Genomic DNA, 16,003 nt, shown 5'->3' on the forward strand with positions numbered 1-16,003 from the left:
CCCCCGACACAAGGATTATGATACCAATCAAAATTGACTTGTACCAATAACTTACGCGGTCCGTGTTCCATCCGTGTTGCGAGGTTAGCTCAGAAGGCCGGTTTCGATGCCGGCCATCATGGCGGCTTCGTCGTCCCGAGCCTCCAGGAGATACCCGTAGCGGTCGAACGTCTGTTGGATCGACGCGTGCCCCATCAGGCTTTGGATGCGCTTCGCGCCGAGCCCCTGTTCAATCCACAGAGCGGCCGCAGCGTGCCGCAGGGCGTGAAGGCTGAACTTGGCGTCGGGCACCTTCACCGCCCTCCCCTGCTCATCATTGCCGTCACGCATGACCGTGACGCCGGCCGTGATCTGGATAGGCCAGAAGACGCGGGACAGGATGTTGCCGTGGCTCTCGATGCCGCCGTTCCCGTTCGGGAACACGAGGCCGAGCTTCCCATTCGGGCAGGCCAGCTTCCACTCCTTCAGCACCCGTAGCAGGTTCGGCGGAAGCGGGATGTCCCGCGTGCCGGCCTTCGACTTCGGCGGCCCGAACGCATTGAAGCGATCGACGCGCCGCCGGACGCGGACGACGCCCTTCCGCAAGTCCACATCCTCCCATAGGAGGCCCCGAAGTTCCGAGCCACGCAGGCCCGTGAACACGAGCGTGAGGATCATGGGGCGCCACTTGTCAGGCGTCGCCTCGATGATCGCCTTCAACTCGGCCTTCGTCGGCATCTCCGGCCGTGCGTCGTCGCGCGTCGATCGCTTCACCGGCGATGCGCTCCGGACGTTGTTGACCGTCACCAGTCCTCGCCGCTGCGCCTCCGTGACGATCGCCGAGAGGGACACCAGCACGCGCCGGCACATCTCCCGGGATCGGCCATCGGCAAGGAGCTGATCCACGAAGGCGTTCACGCCGGGCGCCGTGAGCCTTGAGAGCTTCGTTGCCCCGATCCGCGGCACGATGTGCAGGTTCACGTGGGTCCGGTACTGCCGGAGCGTGGTCGCTTCCAGCTTGTCCCGCTCGCATCGCTGAAGCCAAAGTTCGGCGGCTTCGGCGACCGTGGGCGACACGCTGTCCGGTGTGTGCACCCCGGAAGCTACCTGGCTGCGCGCCTGGAGCAGGTAGGCTTCGGCCTCCTTTTTCGTCGCGAACTGCTTGAAGCGGCGCTTGCCACCCCCGTCCGTATAGCCCGCCAACCACGCGACCTTCCCGCTTGGTAGCGTCCGCTTCCTAACCGTTGCCATAGGTGGTGGCCCTTCCCGTTTACCGGCGCGTCATGGCACGCATTCACACGGCCTCGCTCGCCATGTAAGAATGTACGACATGGCCCTTGACGGTCGCAACCCTTCATGTATTTTTTACCGACATGAGGCCGGGATGGCATTCTTTAACGACCTCACGCGAGCAATTGCCCAAGTCGAGGGCATGGATGAAGCGACTGTTCGCGGCATCGGCATAAGTGTTCGTGATCACGGACATATCAAGAAAGGAGGGAGAGGTCTTTCCGCTGCTAAAATGTCCGCAACGGATGCGTGTAATTTGCTGATCGGTGTCAACGCATCGTCTTCGATAAGAGATGCCGGCTCGCTAGTTGAGAGCTATAGAAGCGCTATTCTCACCGACCGAATGGGCCTCAAAACCACTCAGAAAGGAGATTTACACGAGATATTCCAACTCAACGCGCCGTTCGGGGTTGTGTTTGAGAAATTGATTGATGCGGCTACCGTTGAAGAGGAGGGTATCAATAAATTATCTGCGTACATAGTAGATGGCATCGCGTATCCACAGGGAGGAGCCATCCGGAGCGATCTTGTAAAAAGCGTATTTGAGACGCTGATTGTTGAATTTGTCTTTAACAAACCTAATCCGATGATTGATATTTATTTTCGAGCCATGGGCTCAAACAACATCTTTGCGCAATTCTGGTTCAGTGGTCACTCGAATAGCAATCAATCTGATAGGGCCGACACTACTAAAATCACCCACAAGACTATCATGGCTGTCGCCTCTGTAATTAAAGACTAAGGAGAAACACAAATGCCTGAGATTGTAGCGCGCTCAACGAGCGCGAACGGGGGCGGCTTGCCGCTTGCGGAAGACCTCATGACGGGAGCGGAGGCAATCGCTGAGTTCATATTCGGCGATGCTTCCGAGGCGAACAGGCGCCGCGTGTACCATGCCGCCGACAAGCTCGGCCTCCCGAGCTTCAAGTTGGGCGGGACGCTCTGCGCCCGGCGCTCGACCATCCTCGCTTGGATAGAACGGCAGGAGAACGCGGCATGAGCGCCACCGTTCTGCCGTTCCGCTTCTGCCGGCGCCTGCCGCAGATCAGGCGAACGGCGGGCTACATGGTATCCCTATCGGATCATCACGCCGAAGCTCATCTTGCCGAGCAACTGAAGCGTCTCTCGTCCAGCCTTCGCCGGAAGGGAGTGGCGGAAGACCTGATCCAGACCGAGTTGGCAAATTACGAATATGCCATCCGGGCACAACTGCTGCGGCTCCTGTTGGATGAGGGAGATGCAGCTTGAGCCGCAAGCCGAGCGCCCTCGGCTCCAGTTTCGTGGCTCACTCGAAAGAGATGCGCGAGAGCGTCGCGTGGCGCTACTTGCCAGATGACGCAAGGCGCGTGCTCGACCGTCTGGAGTTAGAGCACATGCGACATGGCGGGGCCGACAACGGCAAGCTGCCGTGCACCTACAGCGACTTTGCAACGGCGGGCATCCGCCGTGCATCAGTGGCGGAAGCTATCCGCCAGTGCGTGAATTTGGGCTTCGTGATCGTCACCGAGGCCGGCGGACGATCTATCTCATCTTACCGCAAACCGAGCTTGTACGGGCTAACCTACGTGCCCGGCCGCGGAAAGAGCCCGACGCCCACGAACGGGTGGAAATCCATCAAGACCGAAGGAGAAGCAATCGATGCGCTTGCCAGGGCGAAGACCGAAAAACGACGTTCCACACAGCCGCCTCCAGGGGGCGCAAAAATCAAAAAGCCGGACGCACCGGCGCGTCCGGGGCCGGACGCACGGGCGAGCCTCCTGCGGGCCTGAAGCCGGACGCGCCGGTGAGCCTCCATACCCGGACGCACGGGTGAGCCTACTATCTATATCTCGGGTAGGGTGCAGATGAGCAAAGAGCAGCATGAGCACCAGCCAACGCCCTGGTACGTGGGTGCCGATGGAGTGCTCTACGATAGGAACGGCAAGATGGTCAGGCTGTCGGGATTGGGGACGGCGCTCAACGCGACAAGCATCTTCCCGAAGGCTGACGCCAACAGGGCGTACATGTTGAAGGCGGTGAATGCCTTCGATCCTGCCAAGAACTTCCAGAGCTAAGATCTTCAGGGCCGCAGGACGCGGCCGGGCTTAGCATTCCTCGAAAATCAGAAACCCGAAATCGCGCGCCAACCCTGGTGCGTGAAGCATGCCGGCTGCCTTTCCGGAGAGGAGAAGGACCATGAAAACGTTCAGTGATATCGCTCAGCGTCTGAGGGACATGGCCGACAGGGTCGAGAAGATCCCTACGACGATCCGCGCGGCGACAATAGAAATCGATTTGGACCGCTATGGACCGAGCGACATGGCGCAATGGCCTGCGTTCTTGAACGCCGTCCGAAAGTACGTTGCCGACCTTGGCCCACAAGATCCTCCTGAGAACGAGAGGATTGCCGTAGCCGAACGCTCGCTTGCTTCTTTCGGGCTTTCGACGAGGCTCGCGCCCCAACTTGTTCAGGGTTATGCCGCCGCGGTTGAAGCCAACGTCAGTCGACTTGTCGGACGCATCTTGAGCTGAGGAGTGGCCGAGGAAGCGCCTGGACTGCGCCCCTCGGCCTTGATCACGCAATCGGGGGATCAACATGACCGATGCAGGCTATACCACAAATCGTGAACCGGCGGTTAAGGATGCTGGCTTGTCCGGCATCTCGCTCGACGTGCTAAACCGCCTGGAGGAGGAGACATCGGAGCTTCTCGCCCTCGCTGACCTCGTCCTGATGTGGTGGATGAGCTTCACCGGGCCGGAGCCGAGCACGCTCCCGCTGTGTCCTCGTGACCGGCGCAAGCTCGATTTCGCCCTTGGCGAGATCTACGAACGTGCTCGGAGGATCAGCGCCTTGCTCGACCCACGTTGAGGGTTGGAAACCGGCGCGGTTTGCAGCCGCGCCGTCCTGCCGCAGGCAAGGCACAAAACACGAACAAGCAGAATGACTTCAGTGGGTGGATCCGTCTAAGCCAAGGGCAACAAACGCTTTTTTCGCTTGCCACATTGCACGGAGTTTCTTACGAGGTAGGCGCCCTTCTCAATCCGCCTTGAGCGCATCGCCGGCCCCGCCAGCGGTGCGCTTTGCGTTGGGGACACCCCTACATGCCTCGCAATGACTGGCGACACGTGGCGGACTTGCCGTCCGTCCGTCGCGATGTCTCGACCGAATACCGCATGGCGATCGTGGAGAACGACCGCGGCTTCGCCGTCGAGGTGCAGAAGTACCATCATGACCGGCGCGAGGGCGCGTGGTTCAAGAGCGGCGCCGGCCTCACGGTCTATGCCTCGCGCATCCCGGCAGTGATCGCAGCCCTTGAAGGCGCGCACCGGACGATCACCAGCCTTGAGCGCGCAAAGCGGCAGGTGGCGTGATGCGGCGCGAGGTAGTCGATACCATGGCCCGGAAGCTGTCCGCGGCCCGGTGCGAGATCGGCCGCTTGAACGGCCAGATCCGCGATATGCGCGGCGCTCACACGAGGCGGTGCCAGGAGATGGCCGAGCGCTTGCGGGCCGAGAGCGCACGCGCCGATCGGGCAGAGGAAGCGGCCCGCCGCCTCGCTGATGCCGCCGCAGCCACCACCCTGACCACCACCGCTCCCGTCGTCCTGCATGGCGAGATCACCAGGGCCATCAGCGCGCGCGAGGCGTGGGACGAGGCGGTTCGCCACCACGTGCAGAACGGGCAGTCTCCCGCCCTAAGCCGCCTCACCTGATGCCACGGAAGAACGCCAGCGCCCGCGGCTATGGCAGCGAGTGGCGGCTTCTCCGGGCCGCACACCTACGCCGCGAGCCACATTGCGGGATGTGCGCCGCTCAAGGCCTGCGCGTCCCGGCTGTCCACGTGGACCACGTGAGACCGCATCGCGGAAACGACCGGCTCCTGATGGACCCCACCAACCTGCAATCGCTGTGCGTGCCCCACCACAACAGCGACAAACAGCAACAGGAGCGGAAGGGCTATAGCAGCCGCGTGGGCGGCGATGGGCTACCGCTGGATAGTCGGCACCCGTTCAACACGTAAGCCTGCCACGCGCCAACGTCGTGGCTTCCTGACCCATCCCCCACGGGGGGGTAGGCGAAAGTTGCGCGAGCCGTCGTCTCAGGACCGGTCGTTGAGTTTTCCGCGCACTTAATTTTCCACCGAGGACAGAAAACGATGACCGACAACCGCCTCGCGCGCGCTGTCCCTTTCGACATGCTCGCTCCGGATCACGTGATCCGGTTCAAGACCGCCGACCTCGTGCTGATTGAGGCGGAGTTCGGGAAGGACTGGCGCAAGAAAATCGAGCTGGCCCTGAACGACCTGGAGCCGCAGGTTCTGCGTCGGCTGGTGGAGATCGGCGCGAAGGGTCCGGGCGGTTTCGTGCCCCCGACCGGGGTTGATCTTGATGACCTGCCGTTCGCGCTGGCCGACGCTATTGGGCCGATCGCGGACGGGCTCACGTGCGCCATCACCGGCAAGTCGCACGCGGCCGTTCTAGCCGATCGCGAGAAGCTCCAGGCGCAGCTTCAGGCCATGTCGGACGGGGCCGAGTAGCAGGCGGCGCGCATGGCGGCCCGGGGCAAAGGCGCAGGGCGCCGGAAGGAGCTTCAGGCCGCGGCCGCGCTCATCAAGCGCAAGCCGTCATGGCAGCGTGCCGGGCTGTCTCGTGCGGAACGGGTGATCCGGTTCGTTCAGTCGCTGCCGGTCACGAAGGGCATCCTCGCCGGCACGAAGGTGCGGCTACTGCCGGATCAACGCGAGTTCATCGAACGCCTGTACGGAGACCTGACACCGGCCGGGAAGCGGCGCGTGTCGCTCGCGATCAAGAGCGCGCCGAAGGGCAACGGCAAGACCGGGCTCACCGCGTGCCTGGCGCTGGCGCATCTTCTCGGCCCAGAGAGCGAGCCGCGCGGCGAGGTGCTGGCGGCTGCGATCGACGGGCAGCAAGCGCAGATCATTTTCCGCGAGATGGTCGCGATGCTCGACGCCGCCCCGGAGTTGGGCGGCCGGGTGAACGTGCTGCAGCACAAGACACAGATCCTGGTTGAGGCTGGTCCGGGGAAGGGATCGACGTTCGCGGTGCTGACTGCCGACGCGCGCCGGGCGCACGGCCTGGCGCCCTCGTTCTGGGTCTTCGATGAGTTGGCGCAGGTCAACGATAGGACGCTTCTGGACAACCTTTTAGAGGGCATGGGTAAGCGGTCCGAAGCACTCGGGATCATCATCAGCACGCAAGCAAAGGACGATCAACACCCGCTGTCGCAATTGATAGACGACGCGCAGCGCGGCGGTGATCCGAGCGTCTATGTGCACCTGTTGGCCGCGCCACCCGATGCCGATCCGTTCAGCGACGAGACCCTGAAGGCCTGCAACCCGGGATGGGGCAAGTTCCTGAACGTGGATGAGCTGAAACGCTCGCGGGACAGAGCACAACGACTGCCGGCATTCGAGCCCGCGTTCAGGAACTTGCGGCTCAATCAGAGGGTGGATGCGGAGGCTGATGCGCGGATCGTCAACGCCGCGGTGTGGGCTATCGGCAACCGACCCGTGGATCGGGAAGCCCTGCGCGGCCGGCGCTGCTGGATGGGCCTCGACTTGTCCGGGAAGCACGACCTCACCGCCGCGGTGTTGGTGTTTCCGAGCGACGAGCCGGAGCCGAGCTATGATGTCCTGACCCTGGCGTGGACGCCGGAGGGACAGCTTGCGGCGCGCCGCCCCCTCGAGCGGGAGCTGTTCGCGAAGTGGATCGGTTCCGGTCACCTGACCGCGCTGCCGGGCGACGTGATGAGCTACCGTCGGATGGTGCCGGCGCTCGCAGCGCTCAAGGCCGAGTTCCAGATCGAAGCCGTTGGGTTCGACCCGTGGCACGTCGATTACCTGCGCGCCGACCTCGACGAAGCCGGCCTGACGTTGCCTCTCGTGCCCTTCGTTCAGGGGTTCAAGAGCTTCGGCCCGGCCCTCGACTACCTCGCCGAGCTGGCCCTTGGCGGACGCCTCCGGCACGGCGGAAACCCGGTCCTCACGAGCGCTATCGCCAACGCTATCGTGGTTACGGACCCGGCCGAGAACAAGAAATTCGAAAAGGGCAAGTCGAACCGCACGGCATCAGTGCGCATCGATCCCGCCGTGGCGCTCGCGATGGCCCTCGGCCTCGCCAAAGGCCAAGCATCGGAGAAGCCGAAGATGAGTGTAGCCGATTGGCTTGACGCACCCATGCGCGTGGAGTGGGCCGCGTGAGCGCAACGAGCCTGAGATTTAACCTGGGGCAGGCGACCGGATGGCACTTCGGTGCTTACCCGACCGTCTCAGGCCAGGCGGTGACCGTGGATCGGGCGTTGCAGCACGCGACCGCCTGGGCCTGCATCCGGCTTCTGGCACAGACTGTCGCGACGCTCCCTCTCGTGCTCTACCGCCGCGGCGGCGACGGCGCGCCGGCTCCAGCCACGAGCCATCCGCTGTTCGATATCCTCGGATCGCAGCCGAACGCCGACTTCTCGGACGTGGAGCTGTGGGAAGGCGTGATGGTGCATCTGCTCACGCGGGGCAACGCCTTCCTGGAGATCGAGCGCCGCGGCGACGGGGGCGTGATGGCCCTGACGCTCCTGCATCCTGACTTGGTGCAGGTGCTGCGCGACAACCTCGGCGTTCGCCACTACGCCTACAGCGACCCTTACGGGCCCCGGGCAGGCTTCCGGCGCATCTCGGCGGAGGAGATGTTGCACGTCCGCGGCTTCGGTCCTGGCGGCGACCTCGGCCTGTCGCCGATTGCCTTCGCCCGGCAAAGCCTCGGGATCGGCCTGGCGGCGGAGGAGAGTGCGGCGCGGATCTTCGGCACCGGCGGCACGCCGAGCGGCTTCCTAGGCTGGTCCAAGGGTGAAGAACCGCCGACGAAGGAACAGTGGAACCAAATGTATGACCGCTACTTCGGTCCGGATAACCTGAACAAGCGGCCCGGCAACATGGTTCTACTTCCCGCGGGAATGACTTTCCAGCCGATCGGCTTTTCTCCCGAGGATGCTCAGATGTTGCAATCTCGCGCGTTCAGCGTGGAAGACATCTGCCGGTGGTTTGATGTGCCGCCGTTCATGGTCGGTCACACCGCGAAGTCAACAAGCTTCGGCACCGGCTTGGAACAGCAAAACCTCGCATTCCTAATCTACAAGCTCCGGCCGTACCTGCGGCGCATCACAGCGGCCATCCGCCAGCAACTACTCTTGCCGGAAGAGCGGAGCACGCTGTTTGCCGACTTCAACACGGAAGATTTGCTGCAAACCGACAGCAAGTCCCGTGCTGATTACTACAACCGAATGACCGGCGGCCCGGTGATGGCGCTGAACGAAGCGCGCCGGAAGCTCGGACTGCCCCCGCTGGACGGCGGCGACACGGTGCGGGTGCAGATGCAGGACGTCCCGATCGGCGCGCCGGCAGAGGAGCCCGGCGCGGCGGCGCTCGAAAATGACGGAGAGCAGGGATGATCGGCACGCGCAGGGATCGCGCCGTGAAGGTCCGAGATTTCGACCTGGCGGTGAAGGCGGCCGGCGACGATGGCCGCTTCTCGGGACACGGAAGCGTCTTCGGCGTGGAGGACAGCTACGGCGAGATCGTCGCCCCCGGCGCCTTCACCGCCAGCCTGGCGGAGATCGCCGCGAAGGGCCGCAAGGTGCCGGTCCTGTGGCAGCACCGGACCGAGGAGCCGATTGGCGTCTATGACCGGCTGGAGGAAGACGCGACCGGCCTCGCCCTCGACGGGCGGCTCCTGACGAAGAGCGTTGCTCGCGCGGCGGAGGCGCACGCCCTGATGACGGCCGGCGCTGTGACCGGCCTATCGATCGGCTACCGCGTCCGCGAGCACAAGAGGAATGACGAAACCGGCATCATCACCCTGACCAACCTGGAGCTTCTCGAAGTCTCGTTGGTCACGTTTCCGGCGAATGACCTCGCCAGAGTGGATGCTGTCAAGTTGAAGGTCGCCCACGGCGGCCTTCCGACCCTACCGGAATTTGAGACGCTGTTGCGGGATGCCGGCTTCTCGAAACGCAAGGCCGCGGTGATCGCCAATCGCGGCCTGAAGCACTTGCTGGACGGGCGCGACGCCCGCGGCGCGGCGGACGATGACACCGGTTCTGCGCGCGCCCTCCTGGCGCAACTGCGCGGCTTCTCCCTTCCGAAGTGAGAGACACACCATGACTTTCCATTCCCGCGGCCTCACCGCCGCGCACGCTGCCTATGGCCGCAAGGCTGCCGAGAACGCCGACGACGAGGCGCTGTTCAAGGAACTGAGTGACGCGCTCGCCGCGCGTGACAAGCAGATCGGCGAGTTCGTTGCGAAGGCCAACGCCGAGGCGAAGGAACACGGCGCGATCCTCACCGAGACCAAGGCGGCTCTGGCGACCCTGTCGGCGGACGGCGTCAAGCTCCAGGCCCGGCTCCTCGACGTGGAGCAGAAGCTGGCCCGCCGCGGCGGCGCGCCGGCCGGGGCCGAGCACGTCAAGAGCATCGGCGAGCAGGTCACCGGGAGCGACCTGTTCAAGAAGAGCTTCCCGGAGGGCTCCGGCTCGCAGGGCAAGATGCGGCTCCAGGTGAAGGCCGTCGCCACCATCACGACCGGGCTCAACGTCCAGGGCGGGACATTCACCGGCGGCGGTGTCGGCGCCGGCATCGTGCCGGAGTACCGGCCGGGCATCATCACGCCGCCCCAGCGACTGATGACCATCCGCAACCTCATCATGCCGGGCACGGTCGGGACCAACGCCATCGTCTACGTGGCGGAGACCGGCTTCCAGAACAACGCCGCGCCCGTGGCCGAGACGGTGCGCAAGCCGCAATCCGACATCACCCTTGAGCAGCGCACCGCCACGGTGAAGACCATGGCGCACTTCTTCAAGGTGTCGAAGCAGGCGCTGGACGATGTTGCGGAGCTTCAGAGCTACCTCAACATCCGGGCCGTCTACGGCTTGCTTTACGTCGAAGAGCAGGAAATCTTGCTCGGCGACGGAACGGGCCAGCATCTGAAGGGCCTGATCCCGAGCGCGACCGTGTTCAACAACGCGCTCCGCAAGGCGCAGGACACGCGCATTGACACCATCCGCCGCGCCATCGCTCAGGTGCGGATCGCCGAGTACGCGGCCGACGCGATCGTCCTCAATCCGCAGGATTGGATGGAGATCGAGCTGACCAAGAACGACATGGGCGGCTACATCTGGAGCAACCCCACGATCAACAACGGCAAGAACCTGTGGGGCCTGCCGGTCGTGGACACCAACGCCATGCCGGCCGGCAACTTCATGGTCGGCGCACTTGGCATGGCGGCGCAGATCTTCGATCGCCAAGTGGCGACGGTGGAGATTTCGACGGAGAACGAGGCCGACTTTGTTCAGAACCTCGCGACGATCCGCTGTGAAGAGCGCCTTGCGATGGCGGTCTATCGTCCCGAGAGCTTCGTCTATGGGCCGTTCACCGCCCCCGCATAAGGCGGAATTGATCCTGTATTGATCCAGAAGGCCCGGCCGAGTGTCGGGTCTTCGCACATCAGGGGACAGCGATGGCGAAGGTTCTGCGGACATTCCGAGACGCTCCGAGCGGGCGCGTGGTCAACCCGGGCGACGAAATCCACCCGACGCCCGGCCGGCACGAAGAGCTTGCCGAACAGGGCTTGGTTGAGCCGCCGGGTGCTGGCGCGAAGGCAGCCGAGCCGCCCGTCAACAAGATGGCCGAGCCGCCCGTCAACAAGGCCGTGACGGCGCCGGCCGAGCCTGAGAAGCGTGGGCCGGGACGCCCGCCCGTGAGGCGCTGATGGCGCTCGCGATCACCACCAAGCCGGCCGCGCCGGTGCTCACCGTGCCGGAGTTCTGCGCGCACGCCCGGCTTCCCGACGACACTCCGGATGCGGTCTACATCGCTAGCATCCTCGATGCGGTGACGGCCTGGCTCGCCGGCCCGAACGGCTGGCTCGGCCGAAGCCTTATCGCTCAGACCCTGACGCTGACGGTGCCGCTCAACGTCGTCGTCGGCTTCGTGGGGCCGATGATTGCCGATGCCATGACGGGCGTGGTGCTGCCGCGCCCGCCGGTGATCGACGTGGAGAGCGTCGCCGTGCTCGACGGGGCCGGCGCCGCGACCACGATCCCGCAGGCGCAGTACAGCACCCATGAAGGCGCGGACGGGATGACGCGCCTGGTGCTCGCTCCAGGCTTCCAGATGCCGACGATCGACCGTGCGCCGGCATGGCTTCGGACCGTCTACCGAGCCGGCTACGGCGCCGCGGGCACCGACGTGGACGCCGGCATTCGCCACGCCATGCTCATGGCTGCCATGCGGCTCTACGCCGGCCGCGGCGACCCGAGTGTGACCCTCGGCAGCGACCCGATGCTTGCCGAGCTGTTCAAGCCCTACGCCGGCTGGAGTGGCCGATGATCGCCGCGGGCGCCATGAACAAGCGGGTGCGTGTCGAGGCCTTCACTTCGACCCGCGACCCCATCAGCAACGAAGAGATCCGGGAGTGGTCCCTTGTTGCAGAGGTGTGGGCCAATCGCCGCGACACGCAAGCGCGCGAGTTCTTCGCTGGCGGAAGCGAGAACACGGAACAGAAGGCCGTGTTTACAATCTGGTTTCTTGACGGCGTGAACTCTGGAATGCGCATCGTTGAGCGTGGTCAGATCTTCAACGTCACAGGCGTGATTGAGATCGGGCAGCGATACCAGCTTCAGCTTGAGGCGCGATCCGTGAACGGTGGCGAACCGTGATCGGCGGCAAGGTCGGCAACATGGCGCTGTTCCTGGCGCAATTGGCCCACAACGAAAGCCGCCTGAAGCACGCCGCGCAGAAGCGGGCGGAGGAAGAGGCGCAGCGAGCCGTAGACGAGATGCAGGCCCGCGTACCGGAGCAGTCCGGCACGGCGCGCGAGAGCATCCGTTGGGAGCCGCGGCCGGAGGGTGGCGCCAGAGTGCTGGCGGGCGGCCCTGAGACCACCAAGGCGGATTACGACTACATCCGCGCCCTCGAATACGGCCGGGCGCCGACAGGCTCCGAAGACAGCCACGGGCAGCGGCCGCAGCCGTTCTTCCGCCCCGTCGAGGAAGAGACGCGCCGGCATGGCGCCAATCGGATCGGCCGCGGGCTCGCCGACGACATGAAGGACTGACGATGGCAGCGGCCCCCGCCCTGAGCTTCGATATCGAGGCCAACGTTTCGAGCTACAACCGCGCGATGCAATTGGTGGGTGACACCGCCAAGCAGCGCGCCGCGCAGTTCGCGCTGGAGTTCAGCGGCGCCGGCCGGGCGGCAGAGAACGCCCTGGGCGGCTTCGCGCGCCGCTCAAGCGCCCAGATCACCGGCAGCCTGTCCACGGTCGCAGGACGGTTCAAGGCGGACTTCTCGGCCGCTGCCACCAGCGTGGCGCAGAGCCTGAAGGAGAGCAGCGTCGCGGCGACCCGCCAGGCCGTTGCCACCACGGCGCCGATCGTCATCGCGTCGGCGCGCGAGGCGGTGAAGGTGGGTATGCCGATCATCAGCGCCGGTGTGTCGGGCATCGCCAAAGAGACGGCCCCTCTCGTTGGATCGGCGCTTCTGTCAACGGCGACCAAGATCGCGCCGTTCGTGGCGGCCTACGGCGTCGCGACCCTCGGCTTGCAAGCGTTCTCGGCCGCGGCCACGGCGGCGATGGCAGCCCTGGAGGGGGCGAACAAGATCGGCTCGGAGAGCGCCCGGCTCGGCGTCTCAACCAACTTCTACCAGGCCTGGACCAACTCCGCGCACGCGCTCAACGTCGAGGCGAAAGACCTCACCGCGAGCCTGGAGAAGGCGCACCAAGCTTTCATCGTGATGCAGGGCACGGAGAAGGCGAACAAGGAAGGGACCGGCGGAAATCAGAGCGCGTTTGAACTTGCGCTACGGGCGCAGGTCCGGGCCGGCAACACGGCTCAGGCCAACGTCAATCGGTTCCTCGGATCGGCGACGGACGAAGACAAGCTCCGCACTGCCCTGAACATCATGCAGGACATGTACAATGCTGGAAAGCAGGTCGCGGCCCTTGACCTCGCCAGCAAGCTCTTCCCCGACAGCATCGTTGACCGCATCCGCAGCGGCGCCCTGGAATTCCGGGATCTTCTCCGCACTGCCAACGACCTTTCCAACCCGTCCCTTGTGCTGGTGAAGGCCGAAGATGTCACGCGGGCGCAGGAGCTGGAGCGCCGTCTGAAGGACGCGCAGAACACGCTTGATGATGTCGGCCGGCAGTTCAACCAGGACATGGTTCGCGCCGGGATGACCATGACGGATGCCGCAATCCGGTGGAAGGAAATCCTGGCCGAGGGCGCCAGGATCGCCCTCGACGCCTTCCGGTTCGCGCAACGTGCCGGCCAGGCATTCCAGAGCGGCGGAGCCGGCCTATCCTCCGGCGCGCCCACGGGCGGCAAGTCTCTCGGCACGCTGTTGGGCGAAGCCGGCCCGAAGCCGGCCGCGCCCACGGCACCCGTGACAGATCCGGCGATGCAGAACGCGCTGGACGCCATGCGCGGCTCGCTCAACCCGACGAACATCGCCAGGGCTCAACGCCAGTCCACGGCCGTCTCTAACCTGTTCTTTCCCGACAAGAGCAAGCCGCTCATCACGGGATCGCCTTCGGCGAAGTCCCCGTCATCCGACACTTCGATTGATGCCGTCGAGAGCTTCACGCGCAGCCTGGAGAAGCAGGTTGCCGGCCTGAAGGCGGAGGCGCAGGCGTTCGACAAGAGCAACGCCGAGAAGCAGAAAAGCATTCAACTGGCGCGAGCCCGCGAGGTTGCGGACCAGGCCGGCATTCCGCTCACCGACGCGATGATTGAGCGGATCAACAAAGCGGCCGAAGCCTACGGCAACGCGCGAGACAAGATCGCGCTGATGGAACAGGCAGAGCGGCAGGCAGGACAAGCATCGCAGTACATGGCGCAGACCGCCGCTGATGGTTTTGCGGATATTCTCGACAACGCGCGTTCGTTCAGCGACGTGCTGACTTCCATTTTCAAGCAACTACAGCGTTCCGTGATCCAGGCGATATTCGCAGGGACGGGACCGTTCGCGGGCTTGCTAGGCATGGCGGCCCCTGCGACGGCATCGGGTGCGGACAGCGCCGGAGGCATCTTCGGATCGTTCTTCGCCACCGGTGTCAAAGCCCTGATGGGTGGCCTTGATCCCGTCTCGAATTTCGCAGGGCAGTCGGCGGGCGCGATCGGCCCCTTCCTGCCGGCCTCGCAGCACCACACGGGCGGCATCGTCGGACAGGACAACGTCGGCCGGCGCAAGCTCCCGGTGTCCCTGGTGCAGTCGGCGCCGCGCTTCCACTCGGGGCTCACCAGCAAGGAATTTCCGGCCGTCCTGGAGGCTGGCGAGCGGGTGCTTACGGAGCGCATGGCCCGGAGCACGACACAGACCATCGCAGGCCTCACCGCAGCGACGGCGGGTGCGCCCGGCGGCGGAAAGCCGGAGCTGCACATTCATGCCGGCGACCGCACGGAGGTGCAGCAATCGCAGGGGCCGCAGGGAATGCGGACAGACGTGGTGATCGACAAGAAAGTGGCGGCTGTTCTTCTCGGCGGCCCTTCAACACGATCCGCCCTCAAGCAAATCAGCGGCAGCCGTCTCACCGGGAGGTAAGATGCAAATCAACGTGCGTCACAACTTGCAGCTATACGAGCCGGAAATCGACATTCCGGAGGAACAAGCCATCGTCCTGCCGATCAAGGAGGCGAGCGCCGTCATGGGGGAGACTGTCGCGGCGTACCTTGCGCGCGTCGCCTGGCGGTTCGACCTCCCCACCATCTGCCTCATCAACGGCGAGGCCTACGGCCGGGCCGAGTGGGAGGAACGCGTTCTCGGCGTGAACGACAACGTGGAGTTCCTGAGCCGGCCCAAGGGCTCCGCCGGCTCCGGCGGCTCCACCGCGAAAAGCATCGTCAGCATCGTGTCGCTGATCGCGCTGACGGCGCTCGCTCCCTACGCCGTGGGCGCCCTCGGGATGACCGCGCTCGGATCGGCTACGGCCCTGACGGGGCTCGGCAAGATCGCCGTCGCCGTGATCGTCGGCGCTCCCGGCCTCTCAATCTCGGAATGGATGCTGAGCCGATGACCGCCATCAACGTCCTGGTGCGACCCGACCGCGTGCACGTGATGACGGACGGCGCGGTTTTCGAGCCGGAGGGCGCCGTGATCGGCGTGATGCAGAAGACCTATGCCCTCGCGCACGTGTCGGCTGTGATCGCCATCCGTGGCCCGACGTACCTTGGTGCCGGCCTGGTGGAGGCGCTGAACCTCGCCAACCTGCGGACCTTCGATGACCTCTTGGCGCGCCTGCCGGCGACCGCGCGGGTTCTGATCGACCACGCGATGCAGCACATGAACCCGGCCGAGAGGGATGCCGCATCCGCGCGGATCGACCTCCGCAAGTTCGACATCGCCGTTGCCGGCTGGTCCCATAGGCGCGGACAGGGTGAGACCTACCGCCTCGATACGTCGAAGCCCGGGTGGCACCTGGAGCGCCAGGCGGACGGGTTCTTCATGCCGGCCGACAACCCGGCCTTGCTGGCGCGCCTCGACGCGGCCGGGTGGGACCTGAGCGACCCGGAGCAAGACGCCGCCCGGCTCCTGGAACTGATGCACCATCAGCGCGCCGTCCCGGATCGCCTGCCGAGCGGCGTCGAGTGCTGCACCGTGGGCGGCTTCGCGCAGCATACCGTCATCACCCCTGACGCCATCACGACCCGCATCGTGGAGCGGTGGGCCGACAGAGCCGCCGAGTGA

Annotated in this window: 21 protein-coding genes; 20 read left to right on the forward strand and 1 reads right to left on the reverse strand. The window is 65.0% G+C overall.

The annotated features are described in order from the left end of the window. Nucleotides 1-84: 84 nt before the first annotated feature. Entirely contained in the window at nucleotides 85-1,182 is a 1,098-nt protein-coding gene (locus DK419_RS16005) for a tyrosine-type recombinase/integrase (RefSeq protein WP_208642203.1), read from the reverse strand. Between the two features lie 127 nt (nucleotides 1,183-1,309). On the opposite strand from DK419_RS16005, the gene DK419_RS28690 reads away from it, so the two are divergent. The 20 genes from DK419_RS28690 (at nucleotide 1,310) to DK419_RS16095 (ending at nucleotide 16,003) form a co-directional block, all read left to right on the forward strand. Then, nucleotides 1,310-2,011, forward strand: coding sequence for a hypothetical protein (locus DK419_RS28690; protein WP_162561260.1), 702 nt, complete (start codon nucleotides 1,310-1,312; stop codon nucleotides 2,009-2,011). A gap of 254 nt (nucleotides 2,012-2,265) precedes the next feature. Next, the gene (locus DK419_RS16015) at nucleotides 2,266-2,517 is read left to right on the forward strand and encodes a DUF6074 family protein (RefSeq protein WP_109959956.1); all 252 of its coding nucleotides are present in this window, start codon (nucleotides 2,266-2,268) and stop codon (nucleotides 2,515-2,517) included. Then, on the forward strand, nucleotides 2,514-3,038 hold the full coding sequence (locus tag DK419_RS28695; RefSeq protein WP_162561262.1) for a hypothetical protein: 525 nt from the start codon (nucleotides 2,514-2,516) through the stop codon (nucleotides 3,036-3,038). The genes DK419_RS16015 and DK419_RS28695 overlap by 4 nt, the downstream gene beginning before the upstream one ends. Before the next feature lie 75 nt (nucleotides 3,039-3,113). After that, a complete protein-coding gene (locus tag DK419_RS16020; RefSeq protein ID WP_109959957.1) occupies nucleotides 3,114-3,323 on the forward strand; it encodes a hypothetical protein in 210 nt (69 codons plus the stop codon). A 121-nt stretch (nucleotides 3,324-3,444) separates the two neighbouring features. Continuing rightward, complete coding sequence (locus tag DK419_RS28700) at nucleotides 3,445-3,780, forward strand: hypothetical protein (protein ID WP_162561264.1); 336 nt, start codon at nucleotides 3,445-3,447, stop codon at nucleotides 3,778-3,780. A 64-nt stretch (nucleotides 3,781-3,844) separates the two neighbouring features. Beyond that, nucleotides 3,845-4,117: a hypothetical protein gene (locus DK419_RS16025; protein ID WP_162561266.1), complete on the forward strand. Its 273-nt coding sequence runs from the start codon at nucleotides 3,845-3,847 to the stop codon at nucleotides 4,115-4,117. 233 nt (nucleotides 4,118-4,350) lie between these two features. Continuing rightward, nucleotides 4,351-4,620: a hypothetical protein gene (locus DK419_RS16030; RefSeq protein WP_162561268.1), complete on the forward strand. Its 270-nt coding sequence runs from the start codon at nucleotides 4,351-4,353 to the stop codon at nucleotides 4,618-4,620. Nucleotides 4,621-4,643: 23 nt separating this feature from the next. Continuing rightward, nucleotides 4,644-4,961: a hypothetical protein gene (locus DK419_RS16035; RefSeq protein WP_162561270.1), complete on the forward strand. Its 318-nt coding sequence runs from the start codon at nucleotides 4,644-4,646 to the stop codon at nucleotides 4,959-4,961. A gap of 443 nt (nucleotides 4,962-5,404) precedes the next feature. Beyond that, nucleotides 5,405-5,785, forward strand: coding sequence for a hypothetical protein (locus DK419_RS16045; protein WP_109959962.1), 381 nt, complete (start codon nucleotides 5,405-5,407; stop codon nucleotides 5,783-5,785). 12 nt (nucleotides 5,786-5,797) lie between these two features. Further along, nucleotides 5,798-7,468 (forward strand): terminase large subunit, encoded by a 1,671-nt coding sequence (locus tag DK419_RS16050; protein ID WP_109959963.1) that lies wholly within the window; start codon nucleotides 5,798-5,800, stop codon nucleotides 7,466-7,468. Beyond that, the gene (locus tag DK419_RS16055) at nucleotides 7,465-8,706 is read left to right on the forward strand and encodes a phage portal protein (protein ID WP_162561272.1); all 1,242 of its coding nucleotides are present in this window, start codon (nucleotides 7,465-7,467) and stop codon (nucleotides 8,704-8,706) included. Before DK419_RS16050 ends, DK419_RS16055 begins: the two co-directional genes overlap by 4 nt. After that, entirely contained in the window at nucleotides 8,703-9,404 is a 702-nt protein-coding gene (locus DK419_RS16060; RefSeq protein ID WP_109959965.1) for an HK97 family phage prohead protease, read from the forward strand. Before DK419_RS16055 ends, DK419_RS16060 begins: the two co-directional genes overlap by 4 nt. Nucleotides 9,405-9,414: 10 nt before the next feature. After that, entirely contained in the window at nucleotides 9,415-10,701 is a 1,287-nt protein-coding gene (locus DK419_RS16065) for a phage major capsid protein (protein ID WP_109959966.1), read from the forward strand. A 71-nt stretch (nucleotides 10,702-10,772) separates the two neighbouring features. Continuing rightward, nucleotides 10,773-11,024 (forward strand): hypothetical protein, encoded by a 252-nt coding sequence (locus DK419_RS28705; RefSeq protein ID WP_162561274.1) that lies wholly within the window; start codon nucleotides 10,773-10,775, stop codon nucleotides 11,022-11,024. Further along, a complete protein-coding gene (locus tag DK419_RS16070) occupies nucleotides 11,024-11,644 on the forward strand; it encodes a head-tail connector protein (RefSeq protein WP_109959967.1) in 621 nt (206 codons plus the stop codon). Before DK419_RS28705 ends, DK419_RS16070 begins: the two co-directional genes overlap by 1 nt. Continuing rightward, nucleotides 11,641-11,973 (forward strand): phage head closure protein, encoded by a 333-nt coding sequence (locus tag DK419_RS16075; RefSeq protein ID WP_109959968.1) that lies wholly within the window; start codon nucleotides 11,641-11,643, stop codon nucleotides 11,971-11,973. The genes DK419_RS16070 and DK419_RS16075 overlap by 4 nt, the downstream gene beginning before the upstream one ends. Next, on the forward strand, nucleotides 11,970-12,371 hold the full coding sequence (locus tag DK419_RS16080; protein ID WP_109959969.1) for an HK97-gp10 family putative phage morphogenesis protein: 402 nt from the start codon (nucleotides 11,970-11,972) through the stop codon (nucleotides 12,369-12,371). Before DK419_RS16075 ends, DK419_RS16080 begins: the two co-directional genes overlap by 4 nt. A 2-nt stretch (nucleotides 12,372-12,373) precedes the next feature. Continuing rightward, nucleotides 12,374-14,860, forward strand: coding sequence for a hypothetical protein (locus DK419_RS16085; protein WP_109959970.1), 2,487 nt, complete (start codon nucleotides 12,374-12,376; stop codon nucleotides 14,858-14,860). A gap of 1 nt (nucleotide 14,861) precedes the next feature. Further along, nucleotides 14,862-15,332, forward strand: coding sequence for a hypothetical protein (locus DK419_RS16090; RefSeq protein ID WP_109959971.1), 471 nt, complete (start codon nucleotides 14,862-14,864; stop codon nucleotides 15,330-15,332). After that, entirely contained in the window at nucleotides 15,329-16,003 is a 675-nt protein-coding gene (locus DK419_RS16095; RefSeq protein ID WP_109959972.1) for a hypothetical protein, read from the forward strand. Before DK419_RS16090 ends, DK419_RS16095 begins: the two co-directional genes overlap by 4 nt.

It is taken from the genome of Methylobacterium terrae, assembly GCF_003173755.1.
Lineage (GTDB): Bacteria > Pseudomonadota > Alphaproteobacteria > Rhizobiales > Beijerinckiaceae > Methylobacterium > Methylobacterium terrae.